Origin of the sequence: Mycolicibacter arupensis, assembly GCF_002086515.1 — a bacterium.
Lineage (GTDB): Bacteria > Actinomycetota > Actinomycetes > Mycobacteriales > Mycobacteriaceae > Mycobacterium > Mycobacterium arupense.
The window spans coordinates 1-19619 of record NZ_MVHH01000048.1; the positions used below are offsets into that span (position 1 = coordinate 1).

Genomic DNA, 19619 nt, shown 5'->3' on the forward strand with positions numbered 1-19619 from the left:
GCACACCCCCAGCTCATAACCGCCAGATACACGTCCAACCCAAGGGAACATATGTGCGATTCTAGGCAGGGGGTGTGACAGGTGCGGTGACGCGCTGCCGCTCAGCCTCCCGCGGTCTTGAGGTGCCGGTCCAAGAACTCCAGCTGGTCGGCGATAACCCGTTCGAAGGCATCGCCGACGTAGATGTCGAAGTGGCCCTCGGGGGATCTCTTGACGGTGCCGCGGGGTGCCTTCGCGGCGTACCGCAGCGTGGGTCCCGGCGGGGCCACCGAGTCGGTGTCGCAGACACAGAACAGAATTGGGCACTGCACCTTGGCGGCCAGCCGGCCCGGCCGGTAGGCCAGGATCTTCATCCCGATCCGCGCCGCGACCTCGTTGCGCAGGGTCTGGCCCTGGGGAACCAGGTTCAGGTAGCCCGGATAGGAGTCGGGCGTGCTCATCAAGGCGACCTCGCCGGGGCGGCCGGCGGTAGCCACCAGCACGGGCGGCTTGCCGAGCCGGGCAGCCGCCAGATCCCGCAGCGCCAGCAGGCTGATCCGCGCGGTGGTCAACGGCGGTATCGTGCGCGCCGAGGCGATCCCATCGGTGAACGGGCACTGCGCCACCACCGCGGCCACCGGCAGGCGTGCCGCGGTGGCGATCACATGGCCACCGCCAAACGACGTGCCCCACAAGCCGATTCGGTGCGGGTCGACGCCGCTCACGGTATGCGCGAAGTCGACCGCCGCGGCCCAGTCCGCCAGTTGCAGGCCCACATCGAGCACCTGGCGGGCAGCGCCGCCGCTGTCACCGAAATTGCGGTAGTCGAACACCAGGCAGGCATAGCCGGCCGCGGCGAACCGCTCGGCATAGGCGTCAAGCCGCATGGTCCGCACGGCTCCCAGGCCGTGCGCCATGACCAGCAACGGCGCGCCGCCGCGGCCGGGGTCTGCGGGGCGATACAGCCAGGCGCTGATGCTGTCCGAGCCGGATCGAAACGAGACGTCTTCGCGGGTGGTCATGCGCTCAAGCTAGTCCGGTATGTGGTAAACCGGCGTCGTGACCGGGGCGGTGACTCAGGACCAGTTTCGGAGCCTGATGCTGAATCTGGCAGAGGCGGTGGGCTCCGCCTACGTCACCGACGATCCTGACATCCTGGCCGCGCGCAGCGTTGACCACACCGGCCGCTACCGGGGCCGGGCGTGTGCGTTGGTGCGGCCCGGATCGCCCGAGGAAGTCGCCGCGGTGCTGCGGCTCTGCCGCGACGCCGGCGCACACGTCACCGTCCAGGGTGGGCGTACCTCGCTGGTAGCCGGCACCGTCCCCGAGAACGACGACGTGCTGCTGTCCACCGAGCGGCTCAACGACGTTGGTGAGGTCGACGTCGTCGAGCGCCGGGTGAGCGTGGGCGCGGGTGCCACACTCGCAGCGGTCCAACGGGCGGCGACCGAAGCCGGGCTCATCTTCGGGGTCGACCTGACCGCCCGGGATACCGCAACGGTCGGCGGAATGGCCTCGACCAACGCCGGCGGGCTGCACACCGTGCACTACGGCAGCATGGGCGAGCAGGTGCTCGGCCTGCAGGTGGCGCTTCCGGATGGCACATTGCTGCACCGACACAGTGCGGTGCGCTCCGACAACACCGGCTACGACCTACCGGCACTGTTCGTCGGGGCCGAAGGCACCCTGGGCGTCATCACCGGACTGGACCTGCGACTGCATCCCCGCCCGACCCACCGGGTCACGGCAGTCTGCGGGTTCGCAGACCTGGCGGACCTGGTCGAAGCGGCCCGTAACTATCGCGACCTCGACGGCATCGCGGCGCTGGAACTGATCGACGCCCGCCTCGCCGCGCTGACCGGGGAGCGGCTCGGGATTCTGGCCCCGGTCCGCGGTGACTGGCTACTGCTGGTGGAACTGACCGGCGACACCGACCAGACCGATCGGCTTGCCGATCTGCTGGCGCGAGTGCGTTCCTGCGACGCACCCGCGGTGGGCGTGGACCTTGCTGCCCAACAACGGCTGTGGCGGATCCGCGAGGCTATAGCCGACGTATTGGGCGCATTCGGGCCGCCGCTGAAGTTCGATGTGTCCCTGCCCCTGGCCGGAATCGCCGGATTCGCCGCGACCGTCAGCGCGGTGACGCAGCAGCACGCACCGGAGGCGATTCCGGTGCTGTTCGGCCATATCGGCGAGGGCAACCTGCACCTCAACGTGCTGCGCTGCTCGACATCGGCCGAGCCGGGCCTGTACGCGGCGATGATGAAACTGATCGCCGACTGCGGCGGCAACGTCAGTTCCGAACACGGGGTGGGCAGCCGCAAACGGGCCTACCTGGCGATGTCGCGCGGGCCGGATGACATCGCCGCCATGCGCACGATCAAGGCCGCGTTCGATCCGAGTGGCTACCTCAATTCCGCGGTGCTGTTCGACAATTAGTCGCGGTGCTTGATGCCGACTGCCTGACGCAGCTGGGCCAGGAACTGATCGGAGTCGTCGCTGCGAATGATGTAGTGCGAGAGCGCAATCCGCGTCGCGGCGGCGGCCTTTATCGCGGCGTCCGGACCCGTCAGCAGCCGCTGCAGGCCGACACGCATCGGCTCGAGGGTTCGGGAGAAATCGGCGAGCACATGTTTGGGCTCGATGTCGATCATTCGCACACTTGTCGACCGGTGTCGATAGTCGACGACGAAGCGCAGTGCGGCATCGAGCTTCTCGGTGCCCTTGAGTCCTCTGGTGGCCTGGATGATCCCGCTGTCGAAGATCTGCCGCTCATAGTCGGAGAAGGCCGAGATCAGCGCCTCCTTCGACGAGAACCATCGATACAGGGTCGGGCGCGAAACGCCGGCCTGCGCGGCCACCTCGGAGAGGCTGAGCCGGGTGATCCCGCTGCGCGCCAGCACCTCGGCGGTGGCAGCGAGGATCCGCTGCCGGGTCGGGTTGTCGTGGGTGTCCACGGGTGGTCAGGGCGTCCCGAACGTGATGATCTGGCGTACCGCGGCGCCGTCGGCGAGGGAGTCCATGGCTTCGTTGATCTGCTCCAGCGGCACGGTCGCCGACACCAGCTGCTCGACGGGCAGGCGGCCGGCCCGCCACAACTCCACGAAGCGCGGGATGTCACGCGCCGGCACCGCCGAACCCAGGTAGCTGCCGATCAGCGAGCGACCCTGCGCGACCAGGCCCAGGGGGGAGACGCTGATCCGGGCATCGGGAGGCGGCAGGCCAACGGTGATGGTGCGCCCGCCAGGTGCAGTCAGCTCGATCGCCGTCTCCAGCGCAGCGGGATGACCCGCAGCCTCGATCACCACGGGTGCACGCACCGCGGCGTCGAGCGCCTGCTGCGGCGTGTAGGTGTGGTGCGCGCCCAGCGCGGAAGCGGTGGCCAGCTTGTCCGGCAGCCGGTCGATCGCGAGCACCTGCACACCGTCGTGGGCCAGCGCGGTGAGCACCGCGGCCATCCCTACTCCGCCGAGCCCGATCACCGCGACGGTGTCTCCCGGTGCCGGCCTGCCGACGTTGAGCACCGCCCCGCCTCCGGTCAGCACCGCACACCCCAGCAGCGCGGCCACGGTCGGTGGCACGTCGTCTGGAACCGGCACAGCACTGGTCTGGCTGACCACGGCGTGGGTGGCGAATCCGGAAACCCCGAGGTGGTGGTAGACGGTCTGCCCGGCGCGATGCAGGTGCAGCCCGCCGTCGAGCAGGGTGCCGGCGCCGTTGGCGGCGCTGCCGGGCTCACACGGTGCCAGGCCGTCGGTGGCGCATGCCGCGCAGTGCCCGCACCGCGGTAAGAAGGTCAGCACCACCCGCTGCCCGGGCCGCACTCCGGTGACATGCAGACCGACTTCCTCCACGATGCCCGCGGCCTCGTGGCCCAGCAGCATGGGCACCGGCCGGACCCGGTTGCCGTCGACCACCGACAGATCGGAGTGGCAGACGCCGGCGGCCTCGATGCGGACCAGCAGATCGGTGTCGCCGGGTGGGGCCAGGTCCACCTGTGTCACGGTCAGCGGACGGGACCTTGCGTAGGGGCGAGGCGCCCCGATCCGCTCCAGCACCGCCCCGCGGATGGTGGTCATGCTGGAATACAACCATGAGTTCGGACGCAGCGGTCCCGCCTACGCCGGATGGGTTGACCAGCCACGACTTTCCGGTGCATTGGCCGGTGCTGACCCGCTGGGCGGACAACGACATGTTCGGCCACCTCAACAACGCGGTCTACTACCAGCTGTTCGACACCGCGATCAATGGCTGGATCGCGGCGCACGTCGAGGTTGACCCGGTCGCGATGCCTGAGCTGGGGGTGGTGGCCGAGTCGGGGTGCCGATTCCTGGGCGAACTGGGGTTTCCCGACCGGCTCGCGGTCGGACTGGCCGTCACGCGCCTGGGACGCAGCAGTGTGACCTACCGATTGGCCGTGTTTCGCGCTCCGGAGGGCGGCGACGCAGTCCCCGTGGCAGCGATCGGGCACTGGGTGCACGTCTACGTCGACCGCACCAGCCGGCGACCGGTGCCGATCCCCGAAGGCATTCGCGCGCTGTTGAGCACCGCCCAGGTTTAGCTCGGCGCCCGTTTCGCCGATGGCTATGCTCGGCGGGTGCCGCTCGTGAGCAAGACCGTCGAAGTTGCTGCCAATGCCGCCACCATCATGGGGATCGTGGCGGATTTTGAGGCGTACCCGCAGTGGAACGAAGAGGTCAAAGGAATCTGGGTCTTGGCCCGCTACGACGACGGCAGACCCAGCCAGCTGCGGCTCGACGCGTCCTACTCCGGTTTCGACGGCACCTTCATTCAGGCCGTCTACTACCCCAGTGCCACGCAGATCCAGACCGTGCTCCAGCAGGGCGATCTGTTCAGCAAGCAGGAGCAGCTGTTCTCGGTTGTCGAGATCGGGCCCACCACACTGCTCACCGTCGACATGAACATCGAGACCGAGATGGCAGTGCCCAAGCCGATGCTCAAGAAGGCCTTCAGCAACGCCCTGGACTATCTGGCCGACAATCTCAAACGTCGCGCCGAAGAACTGGCCGCACGCTAGCCTCAGCGTCGGGTCGACGCCGCCGGTCTCTGCGTCGACCGCGAGCCGGCGTGCCGGTCGGCATCGTCATCACGAAGCGGGAGAACTGAATTGAGCCACGCAACCGTCGATCCCGCCGAACAGCCCTACCGTGCTCGTCGACAGAACTGGGTCAACCAGCTGGACCGGCATGCACTGATGCAGCCGGACGCGCCGGCTTTGCGGTACCTGGGCCAGACCACCACGTGGGCGCAGCTGCGTGCGCGCGTCGGCGCGCTGGCCGATGCGCTGTACCGGCGCGGGGTACGCGCCGGTGATCGGGTGATGATTCTGATGCTCAACCGCACCGAATTCGTCGAATCGGTGCTGGCCGCGAACATGCTGGGTGGGATCGCGGTTCCGGTCAACTTCCGGCTCACGCCACCGGAGATCGCCTACCTGGTCACCGATTGCGAGGCCAGGGTGCTCATCACCGAACCGGCACTGGTGCCGGTGGCGGCGGGAGTCCGAGGCCAAGACGGTGTGTCGGAGATCCTGAAGGACATAGTGGTGGCCGGCGCGCCGGCGGACGAGGCGGCGGGCCTGATCGGGTACGAAGACCTGATCAACGAAACCGGCGAGGCGCATGAGCCGGTGGACATCCCCAACGATTCCCCGGCCCTGATCATGTACACCTCGGGAACCACCGGCCTGCCCAAGGGTGCGGTGCTCACCCACACCAACCTGGTCGGCCAGACCATGACCGCGTTGCACACCTCCGGCACCGGCATCGCCGACGTGGCGTTCATCGGGGTGCCTTTCTTCCACATCGCCGGAGTGGGAAATCTGTTGCCCGGTATGTGGTTGGGCATACCGACCGTCATCAACCCCCTGGGCGCGTTCGACGCCGGGCAGCTGCTCGATGTGCTGGCCGCCGAGCGGGTCACCGGCATCTTCTTGGTACCGGCGCAGTGGCAGGCGGTCTGTGCCCAACAGAAGGCCAACCCGCGCGACATCCGATTGCGGACCATGTCGTGGGGGGCGGCGCCGGCCTCGGATGCGCTGCTGCGCGAGATGGCCGAGACGTTCCCCGGCACCAAGATCCTGGCGGCGTTCGGGCAGACGGAGATGTCACCGGTGACGTGCATCCTGCTGGGTGAGGACGCCACCAGAAAGCGGGGTTCGGTAGGGACCGTCATCCCGACGGTGTCCGCCCGGGTCGTCGACGAGCAGATGAACGACGTCGCCGTCGGCGAGGTGGGCGAGATCGTGTATCGGGCGCCGACCTTGATGAGCGGCTACTGGAATAAGCCGGAGGCCACCGCCGAGGCCTTCGCCGGTGGCTGGTTCCACTCCGGGGACCTGGTCAAGATGGACGAAGAGGGCTACGTCTGGGTGGTCGACCGTAAGAAGGACATGATCATCTCCGGCGGGGAGAACATCTACTGCGCCGAAGTGGAGAACGCACTCGCAGATCACCCCGACATCGCCGAGGTCGCAGTGATCGGGCGCCCGCACGAGCGCTGGGGCGAGGTTCCGGTGGCGGTCGCCGCGGTCTCCCGGCCGGGTCTGTCCCTGGCCGAACTCGATGATTTCCTGACCGCACGGCTGGCGCGCTACAAGCACCCTAAGGCCCTCGAAATCGTTGAGGCCCTCCCCCGTAACCCGGCCGGCAAGGTCCTCAAAACCGAATTGCGGATTCACTTCGGTTCCGCGTAGGGAACTGAGTAGGACGCGACCCGAGGCTTTGCCGTGGCCAACGGAGATCACTGAGGTGGCGGCACGTTACTGTCCGGTAGGAAGCCCGCTGAGGTTCCGCCCGTTCGGTGCCCCTCTCACCGATCCATCAGGTATGATCCGATGGTCGCCAAGGGCACTTCGGGCCGCTAAGGTGACGCGGGTCTCGCTGAACGACGGACGGGAGAAGACACTGTGCGACGCGGTTCCTTGCTGGGTCGTGCGGCGGGATATCTGGTGAGGGGGGTGGTGTGACGGCTCCAGCGCGTCCCCGGGTCACCGACTTCCTCCGGGATCGGGTACTGCCGCCACTGATCATGGTCGGCGGCTTTTTCAGAATGTGTGCGTTGACCGCTCGCGCGTTGTTCAAGCGGCCGTTCCAGTGGCGCGAGACCCTGCAGCAGGGCTGGTTCATCACCAGCGTCGCCATCATTCCGACCATCGCGGTCGCGATACCGCTGACCGTGCTCCTGGTCTTCACCCTCAACATCCTGTTGGCGCAGTTCGGTGCCGCCGACGTCTCCGGTGCCGGGGCGGGTATCGCCGCGGTCACCCAGTTGGGGCCGCTGGTCACGGTGCTGGTGGTCGCCGGCGCCGGCTCCACCGCGATCTGTGCCGACCTCGGTGCCCGCACCATCCGCGAAGAGATCGACGCGATGGAGGTCCTGGGCATCGACCCGATCCATCGGCTGGTGGTGCCCCGGGTGATCGCCGCGACGGTGGTGGCCCTGCTTCTCAACGCCCTGGTGATCGTGATCGGTCTGACCGGCGGCTTCCTCTTCGGTGTCTACCTGCAGAACGTGTCCGGCGGCGCCTACCTGTCCACCTTGACTCTGCTCACCGGGCTGCCCGAGGTGGTCATCTCCACGGTGAAGGCGAGCGTGTTCGGGCTCATCGCCGGCTTGGTCGGCTGCTACCGGGGCCTGACGGTCCGCGGTGGCTCCAAGGGCTTGGGCACGGCCGTGAACGAGACCGTGGTGCTGTGCGTGCTTGCGTTGTTCGCCGTGAACGTGGTGCTGACCACCATCGGTGTGAAGTTCGGAACGGGGACCTGACATGTCGACATCGGCAGTAGTTCGGGGGCGCTTTCCCGGGCTGGTTGCGAACTACCAGCGCTACGTCGGGATGGCTGGCCGCGGGCTCGAAAGGAGCGGGCGGCTCGGCTGGTTCTCGGTGACCGCCCTGCGCGAGATTCCCTGGGCACTGCGCCGGTACCGCACCGAGACGCTGCGCCTGATCGCCGAACTGGGGATGGGCACCGGCGCCATGGCCGTGATCGGCGGCACCGTCGCCATCATGGGTTTCGTGATGCTGGCCGGCGGCTCGCTGATCGCCATTCAGGGTTTCACCTCGCTGGGCAACATCGGTGTGGAGACCTACACCGGTTTCGCCGCGGCCCTGGTCAACGTCCGCGTGGTCGGCCCGGTCAACGCCGGTATCGCCTTGGCCGCGACGGTCGGAGCGGGCGCCACCGCCGAACTCGGCGCGATGCGCATCAGTGAGGAGATCGACGCCCTCGAAGTGATGGGTATCAACTCGATCGCCTACCTGGTGTCCACCCGCGTGGTGGCCGGTTTCACCGTGATCATCCCGCTGTACGCACTAGCGCTGATCATGGCGTTCGCCGCACCGCAGATCGTCACCACGTTGTTCTTCGGCCAGTCGTCGGGTACCTACGATCACTACTTCCGAACGTTCTTGCGGCCAGACGATGTGTTCTGGTCCTTCATCGAGACCATCCTGATCGCGGTGGTGGTCATGGTCACGCACTGTTATTACGGGTTCAACGCCAGTGGCGGTCCGGTCGGCGTCGGCGCCGCCGTGGGCCAGTCGATGCGCCTGTCCCTGATCACGGTGCCCACAGTCGTGCTGCTCGCAGCGTTGGCGCTCTACGGCGTCGACCCCAACTTCAACCTAACGATGTGACGGGCATGGCAACCGGGAAGCAGAACAAAGTGCACAACCCGCCGTTCCGGATCGCGGGCCTGGTGACCTTCGCGGTCCTGGCACTGATCGGCGGGCTGGTTTACGGTCAGTTCCGCGGGTCCTTCACCAAGACCACGTCGCTGACCATGGTGGCTCCGCGCGCCGGCCTGGTGATGGATCCCGGTGGGCCGGTGACCTACAACGGCGTCCAGATCGGCCGCGTGGCCGCCATCGCGCCGACGGAGTACGAGAACAAGCCGGCCGCCAAGTTCACCCTCGACGTGAACCCCAAATACATCAAGCTGATCCCGTCCAACGTCAAAGCCGACATCCTGGCGACCACGCTGTTCGGCAACAAGTACGTGTCGCTGACGGCCCCGGAGCATCCCGCGCGGGAACGCATCACCAGCAAGAGCATCATTGCGACGTCGGTGACGACGGAGCTCAACACGCTGTTCGAGACCGTGAACAACCTGTCGGAACACATCGATCCGATCAAACTGAACCTGACGCTGCACGCCGCAGCCGAGGCGCTGACCGGGTTGGGCGACAAGCTCGGCGAATCGCTGGTCAACGGCAATGCGATTCTCGACGACGTCAACGCGCGGATGCCTTCGTTCCGCCGCGACCTCAAGGGCTTCGCGACCCTGGGCGAGGTCTACGCCGACGGGGCACCGGATCTGATCGGCTTCTTGGACACCTCGGTCGTGACGGTCAAGACGATCACCAACCAGCAGAAGGAACTGGATTCGGCGTTGCTGGGCGCCGCCGGAGTGGGCAACCTCGGGGCGGACGTCACCGAGCGGTTCGGGCCGTACTTCCGCCGGCAGTTCTCCGACTTGGTCCCGGTGTCGGCACTGCTGGATGAGTACAGCCCGGAGTTGTTCTGCGCCATCCGCAACCTGGCCGAGGGCGCGCCCAAGGTCTACGAATTCCTCGGCGGCGACGGCTACGCGCTCGACACCGTCAGTGAACTGGTCGGACCGGCCAACCCGTACGTCTATCCCGAGAACCTGCCGCGTTACAACGCTCGCGGTGGCCCAGGCGGTGCGCCGGGCTGCTGGCAGGAGATCACTCACGACTTCTGGCCGGCGCCTTACCTGGTGGCCGACACGGGAGTCAGCCAAGCGCCGTACAACCACTTTGATACCGGATCGCCCCTGGCCATTGATTACGTCTGGGGTCGCCAAGTCGGGGATAACACGATCAACCCATGAACATCACCAGAACCGCCCTCAAACTCGGCGCCGTCGGCTCGGTGCTGCTGCTCTTCACGGTTGGCCTCGTCGTGGTCTTCGGGCAGATCCGGTTCGACCGGACGGCCCGCTACTCCGCGGAATTCAGCAACGCCAGCGGCCTGCGTCAGGGGCAGTTCGTCCGCGCCTCCGGCGTGGAGATCGGCAAGGTCAAAAAGGTCCGGCTGGTCGACGGCGGCCGTCGGGCCGTGGTGGACTTCGACGTCGATCGGTCACTGCCGCTGTTCCAATCGACCACCGCGCAGATCCGCTACGACGACCTCATCGGCAACCGCTACATGGAGCTCAAGCGGGGCGAGGGTGAGGGTGCCGACCAGCGGTTGCCCATCGGCGGATTCATTCCTGCCTCCCGTACCGAGCCGGCGCTGGACCTGGATGCGTTGATCGGCGGATTCAAGCCGGTGTTCCGGGCGCTGGACCCGGAAAAGATCAACACCATCGCCTCGACCATCGTCACGGTCTTCCAGGGGCAGGGCGGCACCATCAATGACATCCTGCAGCAGACCGCCCAGCTGACCGCCCACATCGCCGACCGCGATGCCGCCATCGGCGAGGTGGTCAAGAACCTGAACGTGGTGCTGGACACCGCGGTCCGGCATCGCCAGACCTTCGATGAAACGGTCGACAACTTCGACAAGCTGGTCAAGGGTTTGAACAGCCACGCCGACCCGCTGGCGAACGGTACCGCGGAGTTCGGTAACGCCGCCGGCAACCTGGCGGATCTGCTGGCCGACAACCGCACCCAGTTGCACAGCCTGTTCCCGGTGGCTGGCCCGGAGCCGCCAGACCGGCTCAACGACGTCGACGAGCTGCTGCAGAAGATTCCCAAGGCGCTGAAGCTGATCGGGCGCACCGGTGTCTACGGTGACTTCTTCAACTTCTACATCTGCGACGCGACCATCAAGCTTCCTGGCTTGCAGCCGGGCGGGCCGGTCCGAAACGTCCGGTTGTGGCAGCAACCGACGGGGAGGTGCACGCCCCAGTGAGGACCCTGGAACCGCCCAACCGGGCGCGGATCGGCATCATCGGTGTCGCCACAGTGGCGTTGGTGACCCTGGTGGGTCAGACCTTCACCACGGTGCCGATGCTCTTCGCCGAGCCGAGTTACTTCGGACAGCTCTCCGACACCGGCGGCCTGACCGCCGGTGACAAGGTGCGCATCTCGGGCGTGGACGTCGGCAAGGTCCAAGACCTGTCGATCGAGAACGACCACGTGCTGGTGAAGTTTTCGGTCGGGGCCAACCCGATCGGCAGCGACAGCGTGATCGGCGTCAAGACCGACACCATCCTGGGCCGCAAGGTTCTGTCGATCGAGCCCAAGGGCGAGCGCCGCATTGCGCCGCAGGCCGTCCTGCCGTTGGGCCAGAGCACCACCCCCTACCAGCTCTACGATGCGGTCTTCGACGCCACCAAGGCCGCCTCCGGCTGGGACATCGACACGGTCAAGAAGTCGTTGAAAGTGCTGTCGGAGACGGTCGATCAGACCTACCCCGACTTGAGCGAGGCGCTCGACGGCGTCGCGAAGTTCTCCGACACCATCGGCAAACGCGACGACGAGATCACCCATCTGCTGGCACAGACCAACCAGGTGGCGAGCGTCATCGGTGACCGCAGCAACCAGATCGATGCGCTGCTGCGCAATACCCAGACCCTCTCGGCAGCGGTCAACCAGCGCAGCCAGGCGATCTCGGCGTTGCTGGGCAACATCGCCTACTTCGGCGAACAGGTGCAGGGCTTGGTCCGCGACAATCCGGGCCTGGATCTGAGCCACGTGTTCACCGAGGCCTCCAACATCACCGACATGTTGGTGCGGCGCCAAGATGACCTCAGGGAGATGTTCACCATCCTGGGCAGGTACCTGACGATCGTGAATGACGCGATCGCCTCGGGGCCGTACTTCAAGGTCTCGACCCTGAACCTGATCCCGTACTGGATCCTGCAGCCCTGGGTCGACTCAGCCTTCAAGAAGCGCGGCATCTCGCCGGAGGAATTCTGGCGCAACGCCGGGCTGCCCGAGTTCCGCTACCCCGACCCCAACGGAACCAGGTTCGCCAATGGTGCACCGCCGCCTGCTCCGCAGGTGATCGAGGGCACCGCCGAGCACCCCGGGCCGGCCGTCGCACCCGGATCGCCGTGTTCCTACGCACCGGCTGCGGGCATGTTCCCGACTCCGGGCAACCCGCTGCCGTGCGCCAACCTGGACCCGAACGATGGCCCGTTCGGACGGAGCGGACCGTACCCGGGCCCGACCGATGTGTTGGTCTCGCCGGCAAACCCCGATGGCATCCCGTCCTCGCCGGGCATCTCGATCGCGGGCCGTCCGGGCGAGACGCCGCCGGTGGTGCCTGGCACCCCGGTCCCGATGCCCGACGCCAACCCCGGCGGGCGTTCCGAGCCGATGGGCCCGATCGCCGGTCCGGCTCCCGCCAACCCGGGCGCGGCACCGCCGCCGGCACCCCGGGCACCCGGTCCGCCGGCTCCGCCTGGACCCGGCAACCAGCTACCGGCACCGTTCATCACGCCCGGCGAAGGTGGCAACAGTCAGCCCGGTGGTGGCGGTGGCGCAAGAGGGAGTGAGCGGCCGTGAGTACCGTCTTTGATGTTCGCAACCTGCGACTGCCGGAGCGGTCCCGGTCGACGATGATCGTCGGTTCGCTGCTGCTGGCGCTGGCGCTAGTGGCCGGCTTCGGGGGCATGCAGCTCTTCCGCAAGCTGAACAGCACCAGTGTCGTCGCCTACTTCCCGCAGACCGACGCGCTGTACCCCGGCGACGCGGTACAGATCATGGGTGTCCGGGTGGGCGCGATCGACAAGATCGAGCCCGCCGGCGACAAGATGAAGGTCACCCTGCACTTCAACAACAAGTACAAGGTGCCCGCAGACGCCAAGGCGATCATCTTGAACCCGACACTGGTTGCGTCGCGGACCATTCAGTTGGAGCCGCCGTACCGGGGCGGGGCGGTGCTGGCCGACAAGGCCGTGATCCCGGAGGAGCGCACTGAGGTCCCGGTCGAGTGGGACACGCTGCGCAACGATGTCACCAACATCATCAACAAGTTGGGTCCGACGGCCGAGCAGCCGAAGGGGCCCATCGGTGACGCCATCGAATCGTTCGCCGACGGACTCTCTGGCAAGGGCCAGGAGATCAATACGGCGTTCAACAGCCTGTCGGATGCGCTGACCGCACTGAACAAAGGCCGCGGGGATTTCTTCGCGGTGGTGCGCAGCCTGTCGTTGTTCGTGAAGGCGCTGGACCACAACGACCAGCAGTTCGTCGCGCTGAACCACGACCTGGCCAAGTTCACCAGCAACCTGAACAGCACCGACCAGGCACTGGCAACGGCTACCGACCAGTTCTACGCCACCATGACGATCATCAAGGCGTTCCTGAACCAGAACGCAAAGCCGTTGGTACAGAGCATCAACAACGTGGCCGAGGTGACCACGGCGATCACGCAGCCGGATGCATTGGACGGTTTTGAGACCGCGCTGCACATCCTGCCGAACGTGCTGGCCGGTGTGGACGAGATCTACCACCCGGCGCAGGGCATGGTCCTCGGTTCCCCGGTTATCGTGAACTTCGCGAACCCGATGCAGTTCATCTGCAGCGCGATTCAGGCCGGCAGCCGTTTGGGCTACCAGGACTCCGCGGAGTTGTGCGCGGAATACCTGGCACCGGTGGCCGACGCGATCAAGTTCAACTACCTGCCGTTCGGTATCAACATCTGGACGAACGCGTACACCACGCCCAAGCAGATCGCCTACTCCGAGCCGCGGCTGCAGCCGCCACCGGGGTACAAGGACACCACCGTCCCGGGGATCTGGGTGCCGGACACCCCGACCTCCCACCGCAACACCCAGCCGGGCTGGATCACCGCGCCCGGGATGCAGGGTGTGGAGCCCGGTCATGACACGGCGCGACTGCTGACCCCGGAGTCGCTGGCGCAGTTGATGGGTGGCCCCGACCCGGCCCCGGTCGACTCGCAGTATCAGACGCCGCCTGGCCCACCGAACTCCTACGACGAGTCCGCCGGTCCGCTGCCGTTCATCGGCCTGCCTGCGGGTCAGGCGCCGATCGCGCCGCCCCCGCCGGGACCGAACGTGATTCCGGGGCCGGTGGCACCGATGGCGCCGCGAGGTGACGGCTGATGAGGAGGACAGCGATGAACACGGTCAGCCGCCGCGGCTGGCAGGCGCTGGTGCTGCTGATGGCCGCCCTGACGCTGACGTCCTGCAGCAGCTGGCGCGGTATCGCCAACGTGTCGTTGCCGGGTGGTCCGGGTAGTGGCGCCGGTGCCTACACGGTGTATGTCCAGGTGCCGGACACCCTGGCGCTCAACGGCAACAGCCGGGTCCTGGTCGCCGACGTCTTCGTGGGCGCGGTCGAGCGGATCGAGCTCAAGAACTGGGTCGCCACGCTGAAGCTGAAGCTGAACAAGGACGTTCATCTGCCGCGCAATGCCACGGCCAAGATCGGCCAGACCAGCTTGCTGGGTTCGCAGCACATCGAGTTGAAGGCACCCGACAACCCGGAGGGCGAACTCCGCAACGGCGACACGATCGGACTGAGCAACTCGACGTCGTACCCGACGATCGAACGCACGCTGGCCGGGCTGGCGCTGCTGCTGCAGCGCGGTGGGCTGTCGGATCTGGACACCATCACCACGGAGTTCGCTGCGCTGTCCACCGGGCGGGCCGACCAGATCCATGCGTTCCTGACCAAGCTGGACACGTTCATCGGCAACCTCAACGACCAGCGTGAGGACATCACCCGGGCGATCGACTCGAGCAACCGGTTGCTGAGCTACTTCGGTGCGCACAACGACAGCATCGAGAAGGCCCTGACGGACTTCCCGCCGCTGTTCAAGTACTTCAACGCGCAGCAGGGGATCTTCATCAACGCGGTCGAGGCACTGGGTGCGATGGGCACCCAGGTCAACCAGCAGATCGCACCCGCCCGGTCCGACCTGCACAAGGTATTGACGTCGTTCCAGTGCCCGGGACGGGAACTGCGGAAGGCGTCGCCGTACCTGCCCGACCTGTTGCAGGTGATGATCACCGCCCCGTACCACGTCGACGGTGCCTTCAAGGCGGTCCGCGGTGACTTCATCAACACCTCGCTGGTGGTTGACCTCACCTACGCGTCCATCGACAACGCGATCCTGACCGGAACGGGTTTCTCCGGGATGCTGCGGGCGTTGGAGCAGTCCTTCGGCCACGACCCGGCGAAGATGATTCCGGACGTTCGGTACACGCCGAACCCGGCTACCGCGCCCGGCGGTCCGTATGTGGAAAGGGCTGACCGGAATTGCTAAAGCCTCAGATCAAGCGTCAACTGGTCATCTTCAGCGTCTTGACCGCTGTGGCCCTGCTGGTGTTGGGCGTTTACTACCTGCGGTTGCCGACCTTGGCGGGCGTGGGCCAGTACTCGCTGAAGGCGGATCTTCCTGAGGCGGGCGGCCTGTACAAGACCGCGAACGTCACCTACCGGGGCACCATCATCGGCCGGGTCACGAGCGTCGAACCGACCGAGACCGGCGCCCAGGCCACCTTCCAGATCTCCAGCAAGTACAAGATCCCCGTCGACGCCAGCGCCAACGTGCACTCGGTGTCTGCGATCGGTGAGCAGTATCTGGATCTGGTATCGACCGGTAATCCCGGTCAGTACCTGAAACAGGGCCAGACCATCACCACGGGCACCGTCCCGGCGGCGATCGGGCCGGCGCTGGACACCGCCAACCGCGGGCTTGCGGCCTTGCCGGCCGGCAAGATCTCGGCCCTGCTCGACGAGACCGCGACGGCCGTGGGTGGGTTGGGCCCGTCCCTGCAGCGCCTCGTCGATGCGACGCAGGCCATCGTGGGCGACTTCAAGACGAACCTCGCCGATGTGGACGACATCGTGGAGAAGTCGGCGCCGATCATCGAGAGTCAGACTCAAACCGGTGACGCCATCCATCAATGGGCGCGCAACCTGAACGTTCTGGCCAGTCAGGCGGCCAGCCGAGAAGACACGGTGAAGCACATCGTCACTGATCTGCCGCCGCTGATCGACCAGGTGCACACCGTGTTCAGCGAGACCAAGGACTCGCTCCCGCAGCTGATGGCAAACGCGTCGATCCTGACCGAGATGGCCAAACGCTATAACCGGAACACCGAGCAGGTCTTGGTCTTCCTCCCCCAGGCCGGCTCGATCATCCAGACGGTGAGCTCGACCTACCCTGGTCGCGCATCCTTGGGCGTGGCGCTCGGGGCGTTCCCCGGACCGATCTTCCCGGTGCCGGTTCCGGGCCTGAGCCTGAACACCCCACCGCCGTGTCTGACCGGCTATCTGCCGGCATCGGAGTGGCGGGCGTTCGCCGACACCAGCCCTGCCGAGCTGCCCGACGTCTCCTGCCGGATTCCGCAGGACACCCCGGCCAACAACGTGCGCGGCGTGCGCAACATCCCGTGTGTGGACGTGCCCGGTAAGCGGGCTCCCACACCGAAGGAATGCCGCAGCGACAAACCGTACGTCCCGCTGGGTACCAACCCCTGGTACGGCGACCCGAACCAGATCCGGAACTGCCCGGCCCTGGGCGCTCGCTGTGACCAGCCGGTCGAGCCGGGTCACGTGATTCCGGCGCCGTCGGTCAACACCGGCCTGAATCCGCTACCTGCGGATATGGTCCCGGCAACCCCCCCGCCGACCAGCGACCCGCTGTCTCGGCCGGGTACCGGTAGCGTGCAGTGCAACGGGCAACAACCGAACCCCTGCATCTACACCCCCGGTGGGGGACCAGCCGCGATCTACAATCCGCAGAGTGGCCAGGCGGTGGGGCCAGACGGCGTCGAATACTCCGTCGAGAACTCGATGAACATAGGAGACGACGCATGGAAGGGGATGCTGGCACCGTTCCGCTGAGCACGGACGAGGACCAGCAGACCGCAGAGACCTCGGCTGAGGACGCTGACAACGCGGTGGCGGACACGGAGCAGGAGGCTCCGGAGGAGTCGACCGACTCGGTGGCGGTAGACGCCGGACCGGCACCGTCGCGTCTTGGCCGTCGCCAGCAGGCGGGTATCTGTGTGCTGTTACTGCTGTTGGCAGCCGGCCTGGTGGCCGCGGGCTTCGTTGGGTTACGTGACCACGCCACAAGCCAGCAACTGGCCCGCGACAACGCCGAAGCCCTGGAGGCGGCCAAAGCCTGTGTACTCGTGACCCAGGTCCCGGACACCGGCGATGTGTCGCTGTCCCAGGAGAAGATGCTCAACTGTGCGGCCGGGGAGTTCCGCACCCAGGCAGCGCTGTACGCCCAGATTCTTCCGCCCGCCTATCAGGCGGCGAAGGTCCACGTCGAGCTGACCGAGATGGGTGCCGCGGTGGAGCGCAACAACCCCGATGGCTCCGTCGACATCCTGGTGGCCTTCCGGATCAAGGTCGACAACATCGAGGCCAAGGGCCGAGAGGTCGGTTACCGGCTGCGCGTTCAGATGGTCCGCGATGACGGCCAATACCGGATCGGCAGGCTCGACCAGGTGGCCAAGTGACCGACACAGTGGCCGACCCGCCGCGTCCCGAGCCGGCCAGGTGGAAAACCCGCGCGACGGCGTTGGTGATCGACCTGCTGCCGGGGTCGGCCGTGATGGTGACCATGGGCATGGCCGCGCTGTGCTTCCCGTCCGGTGGCCTGTGGCGGTGGCTCGCGACCATCGTCGGCGCCCTGGCATTCCTGGCTACCGAGGTCAACCGAGTTATTCTGCCGGCGCTCAAGGGGTGGAGCCTGGGCCGCGCGTTCACCGGAATCGAAGTGGTGCGCGGCGGGGAAGGGTCTGCTCCGGCTGTCGGTGTGGGCCGACTGTTGCTGCGTGAGATCGCGCACCTGCTCGACACGGTGCCGGTGCTATTGGGCTGGCTCTGGCCGTTGCGGGACCGACGGAGACGCACCTTCGCCGACGTGCTGGCGCGTACCGAGGTTCGCCCGGCCGGTGAGCGGCAGCCACCGGCAAACATTCGATCCGTCACGGTTGCGGTGTTCGTGGCCGCAGCCGCCCTGAGCTTGGTCGCTGCCGGCACGGCGTACTCCGTGGTCTACCAGAATGATCACAAGTCGGATCTGGCCCAGGCCGAGATCGCCCGGCAGGGCCCGAAGATCGTGGCGGACATGTTGTCCTACGACCCCGAGACTCTGCAGAACGATTTCGATCGCGCGCAGTCGTTGGCCACCGAGAAGTATCGCCAGCAGCTGGTTCCCCAGCAGGACGCGATCCGCGACGCCAACCCGGTTCCGAACTTCTACCGGGTGACCGATGCGGCGGTGCTCAACTCTGCCCCGCATCGCGCCACCATGCTGCTGTTCCTGCAGGGCCAGCGGGGCGAACCTGGCAAGGAGCGGTTGATCAGCGCCTCCGTCCGGGTGGCCTTCGTGCAGAGTTCCGGGACCTGGCGGGTCGATGACCTTTCCGTCGTGAGTAAGCCAATGCCGGCCGAGGGGGACAAATGAGTCCGCGCCGCCGTGTCTCCAGCGAGTCCACACCACTGTTCGTCGGCCAGCCGGTTCCGCGCCGTCGCAGGCCTCCGCTGGTGATAGCCAGCGCCCTGGTAGCCACCGTGGCGGCGCTGGCGGTCTGTGCCCTGACACTGGTCACCCACGAACATCACCGCCGGGCGGCGCTGAAGAACGTCGAAGTGCTGGCCGCGGTGGAGTCTTTCATGACGATGTTCACCTCGCCGGATCCTTTCCACGCCAACGACTATCTCGCCGCGGTCATGGAGCACGCCACCGGTGAGTTCGCCGATCAGTACCAGGAGAAGGCGAATCAGATCCTGATCGCGGTCGCGCGCAGCGAGCCGACTACCGGCACAGTCACAGCGGCCGGTGTCGAGCGATGGAATGACGGAGGCAGCGTCAACTTGCTGGTAGCCGTCGAGAACACCGGCAAGTCTCCGGACGGCAAGCATGACGTGAAGATGGCAACCCGATGGATAGCGACGGCGCAGAAGGAAGGGGACCAGTGGAAGATCAGCAATCTGAACCAAGTGCTGTGACCGACGAGTCCTCCGGGGCGCAGGTCGAACCCGCCGCCGAGGCGGTCGACGAACTGGAAGCAGCAGCCGACGAGCTGGACCCGGCGGTTGACACCACCGAAGCGGACCCGGACGCCCAAGCTGAATCCGACGAGGAGCAGGACCTCACGCCGTCGGTGGCCGAGCGCCCTGCGCGGCGCAAACTCGGTGTCCGGGTGGTGGGAGCGGTCTCGGCCGCGGCGTTTGTGGGCGCTGCGGCGTTCGCCGCCGCAGCGTCGCAGCCATATCTCATGGACCGGGCTGAGGTCGCCACCAAGCTGGACATCGCGCGGACCGCGGCCAGGGCGATCCACACGCTGTGGAACTACACCCCGGAGAACATGGACACCCTTCCGGACCGGGCATCGGTCTACCTCAGCGGTGACCTGGAAGCCCAGTACCGGAAATTCATCGACGCGATCGCCGACAGCAATAAGCAGGCGAAAGTCACCGACACCACGGAGATCGTCGGCGCCGCCGTCGAGAACCTCAACGGGCCCGAGGCCACGGTCATCGTGTACACCAACACCACGGCCACCAGTGAGCTGAGCCGTTCGATCCCGCAGATCAAGTACCTGACTTACCGGCTGCACATGAAACGGGACCAGAACCGGTGGGTGGTCACCCGGATGCCTACTATCACTTCGCTGGACCTCACCCCGCGCCTGCAGGGCTGAGCGCA

19 protein-coding genes are annotated in these 19619 nt (G+C 66.7%); 16 read left to right on the forward strand and 3 right to left on the reverse strand.

The window, feature by feature from the left end; genetic code table 11:
• Positions 1 to 101: 101 nt before the first annotated feature.
• Positions 102 to 1001: an alpha/beta hydrolase gene (locus tag BST15_RS17315; protein WP_046190977.1), complete on the reverse strand. Its 900-nt coding sequence runs from the start codon at positions 999 to 1001 to the stop codon at positions 102 to 104.
• 76 nt (positions 1002 to 1077) lie between these two features.
• Here BST15_RS17315 and BST15_RS17320 point away from each other — a divergent pair, with 76 nt between their 5' ends.
• Complete coding sequence (locus BST15_RS17320) at positions 1078 to 2418, forward strand: FAD-binding oxidoreductase (protein WP_370759885.1); 1341 nt, start codon at positions 1078 to 1080, stop codon at positions 2416 to 2418.
• On the opposite strand, the gene BST15_RS17325 is transcribed toward BST15_RS17320, so the two are convergent.
• Positions 2415 to 2936, reverse strand: coding sequence for a TetR/AcrR family transcriptional regulator (locus BST15_RS17325; RefSeq protein ID WP_046190978.1), 522 nt, complete (start codon positions 2934 to 2936; stop codon positions 2415 to 2417). The genes BST15_RS17320 and BST15_RS17325 overlap by 4 nt on opposite strands.
• Before the next feature lie 6 nt (positions 2937 to 2942).
• Entirely contained in the window at positions 2943 to 4058 is a 1116-nt protein-coding gene (locus BST15_RS17330) for an alcohol dehydrogenase catalytic domain-containing protein (protein WP_046190979.1), read from the reverse strand.
• Between the two features lie 14 nt (positions 4059 to 4072).
• On the opposite strand from BST15_RS17330, the gene BST15_RS17335 reads away from it, so the two are divergent.
• The 15 genes from BST15_RS17335 (at position 4073) to BST15_RS17405 (ending at position 19614) form a co-directional block, all read left to right on the forward strand.
• Positions 4073 to 4540 carry an acyl-CoA thioesterase gene (locus BST15_RS17335; RefSeq protein ID WP_046190980.1) on the forward strand — a complete coding sequence of 156 codons (468 nt, stop codon included), beginning with the start codon at positions 4073 to 4075 and terminating at the stop codon, positions 4538 to 4540.
• 36 nt (positions 4541 to 4576) lie between these two features.
• Positions 4577 to 5017: an SRPBCC family protein gene (locus tag BST15_RS17340; protein ID WP_046190981.1), complete on the forward strand. Its 441-nt coding sequence runs from the start codon at positions 4577 to 4579 to the stop codon at positions 5015 to 5017.
• 90 nt (positions 5018 to 5107) lie between these two features.
• Positions 5108 to 6694 (forward strand): fatty-acid--CoA ligase FadD5, encoded by a 1587-nt coding sequence (gene fadD5, locus BST15_RS17345; RefSeq protein WP_046190982.1) that lies wholly within the window; start codon positions 5108 to 5110, stop codon positions 6692 to 6694.
• A 335-nt stretch (positions 6695 to 7029) separates the two neighbouring features.
• The gene (locus BST15_RS17350) at positions 7030 to 7767 is read left to right on the forward strand and encodes an MlaE family ABC transporter permease (protein WP_109370890.1); all 738 of its coding nucleotides are present in this window, start codon (positions 7030 to 7032) and stop codon (positions 7765 to 7767) included.
• A gap of 1 nt (position 7768) precedes the next feature.
• Positions 7769 to 8638, forward strand: coding sequence for an ABC transporter permease (locus BST15_RS17355; protein ID WP_046190984.1), 870 nt, complete (start codon positions 7769 to 7771; stop codon positions 8636 to 8638).
• Between the two features lie 5 nt (positions 8639 to 8643).
• Positions 8644 to 9855 carry an MCE family protein gene (locus BST15_RS17360; protein WP_046190985.1) on the forward strand — a complete coding sequence of 404 codons (1212 nt, stop codon included), beginning with the start codon at positions 8644 to 8646 and terminating at the stop codon, positions 9853 to 9855.
• Positions 9852 to 10880, forward strand: coding sequence for an MCE family protein (locus tag BST15_RS17365; protein ID WP_046190986.1), 1029 nt, complete (start codon positions 9852 to 9854; stop codon positions 10878 to 10880). The genes BST15_RS17360 and BST15_RS17365 overlap by 4 nt, the downstream gene beginning before the upstream one ends.
• A complete protein-coding gene (locus BST15_RS17370; RefSeq protein WP_083071079.1) occupies positions 10877 to 12481 on the forward strand; it encodes an MCE family protein in 1605 nt (534 codons plus the stop codon). Before BST15_RS17365 ends, BST15_RS17370 begins: the two co-directional genes overlap by 4 nt.
• Positions 12478 to 14043 carry an MCE family protein gene (locus BST15_RS17375; RefSeq protein WP_046189170.1) on the forward strand — a complete coding sequence of 522 codons (1566 nt, stop codon included), beginning with the start codon at positions 12478 to 12480 and terminating at the stop codon, positions 14041 to 14043. The genes BST15_RS17370 and BST15_RS17375 overlap by 4 nt, the downstream gene beginning before the upstream one ends.
• A gap of 14 nt (positions 14044 to 14057) precedes the next feature.
• Positions 14058 to 15209, forward strand: coding sequence for an MCE family protein (locus BST15_RS17380; protein WP_046189171.1), 1152 nt, complete (start codon positions 14058 to 14060; stop codon positions 15207 to 15209).
• Positions 15203 to 16795, forward strand: coding sequence for an MCE family protein (locus tag BST15_RS17385; RefSeq protein WP_046189172.1), 1593 nt, complete (start codon positions 15203 to 15205; stop codon positions 16793 to 16795). The genes BST15_RS17380 and BST15_RS17385 overlap by 7 nt, the downstream gene beginning before the upstream one ends.
• Positions 16765 to 17421 (forward strand): hypothetical protein, encoded by a 657-nt coding sequence (locus BST15_RS17390; RefSeq protein ID WP_046189173.1) that lies wholly within the window; start codon positions 16765 to 16767, stop codon positions 17419 to 17421. The genes BST15_RS17385 and BST15_RS17390 overlap by 31 nt, the downstream gene beginning before the upstream one ends.
• Complete coding sequence (locus tag BST15_RS17395) at positions 17418 to 18374, forward strand: RDD family protein (RefSeq protein WP_046189174.1); 957 nt, start codon at positions 17418 to 17420, stop codon at positions 18372 to 18374. The genes BST15_RS17390 and BST15_RS17395 overlap by 4 nt, the downstream gene beginning before the upstream one ends.
• Positions 18371 to 18919 carry a hypothetical protein gene (locus tag BST15_RS17400; RefSeq protein WP_046189175.1) on the forward strand — a complete coding sequence of 183 codons (549 nt, stop codon included), beginning with the start codon at positions 18371 to 18373 and terminating at the stop codon, positions 18917 to 18919. The genes BST15_RS17395 and BST15_RS17400 overlap by 4 nt, the downstream gene beginning before the upstream one ends.
• Entirely contained in the window at positions 18886 to 19614 is a 729-nt protein-coding gene (locus BST15_RS17405; protein ID WP_046189176.1) for a mammalian cell entry protein, read from the forward strand. The genes BST15_RS17400 and BST15_RS17405 overlap by 34 nt, the downstream gene beginning before the upstream one ends.
• Positions 19615 to 19619 lie beyond the last annotated feature (5 nt).

What these genes read in the sequence shown, in the direction of transcription:
- BST15_RS17315 (WP_046190977.1), bottom strand. Translation starts at nt 1,001, where the DNA reads ATGACCACCCGCGAAGACGTCTCGTTTCGATCCGGCTCGGACAGCATC.
- BST15_RS17320 (WP_370759885.1), top strand. Translation starts at nt 1,078, where the DNA reads ATGCTGAATCTGGCAGAGGCGGTGGGCTCCGCCTACGTCACCGACGAT.
- BST15_RS17330 (WP_046190979.1), bottom strand. Translation starts at nt 4,058, where the DNA reads ATGACCACCATCCGCGGGGCGGTGCTGGAGCGGATCGGGGCGCCTCGC.
- BST15_RS17335 (WP_046190980.1), top strand. Translation starts at nt 4,073, where the DNA reads ATGAGTTCGGACGCAGCGGTCCCGCCTACGCCGGATGGGTTGACCAGC.
- BST15_RS17350 (WP_109370890.1), top strand. Translation starts at nt 7,030, where the DNA reads ATGGTCGGCGGCTTTTTCAGAATGTGTGCGTTGACCGCTCGCGCGTTG.
- BST15_RS17355 (WP_046190984.1), top strand. Translation starts at nt 7,769, where the DNA reads ATGTCGACATCGGCAGTAGTTCGGGGGCGCTTTCCCGGGCTGGTTGCG.
- BST15_RS17360 (WP_046190985.1), top strand. Translation starts at nt 8,644, where the DNA reads ATGGCAACCGGGAAGCAGAACAAAGTGCACAACCCGCCGTTCCGGATC.
- BST15_RS17365 (WP_046190986.1), top strand. Translation starts at nt 9,852, where the DNA reads ATGAACATCACCAGAACCGCCCTCAAACTCGGCGCCGTCGGCTCGGTG.
- BST15_RS17380 (WP_046189171.1), top strand. Translation starts at nt 14,058, where the DNA reads ATGAACACGGTCAGCCGCCGCGGCTGGCAGGCGCTGGTGCTGCTGATG.
- BST15_RS17390 (WP_046189173.1), top strand. Translation starts at nt 16,765, where the DNA reads ATGGAAGGGGATGCTGGCACCGTTCCGCTGAGCACGGACGAGGACCAG.
- BST15_RS17400 (WP_046189175.1), top strand. Translation starts at nt 18,371, where the DNA reads ATGAGTCCGCGCCGCCGTGTCTCCAGCGAGTCCACACCACTGTTCGTC.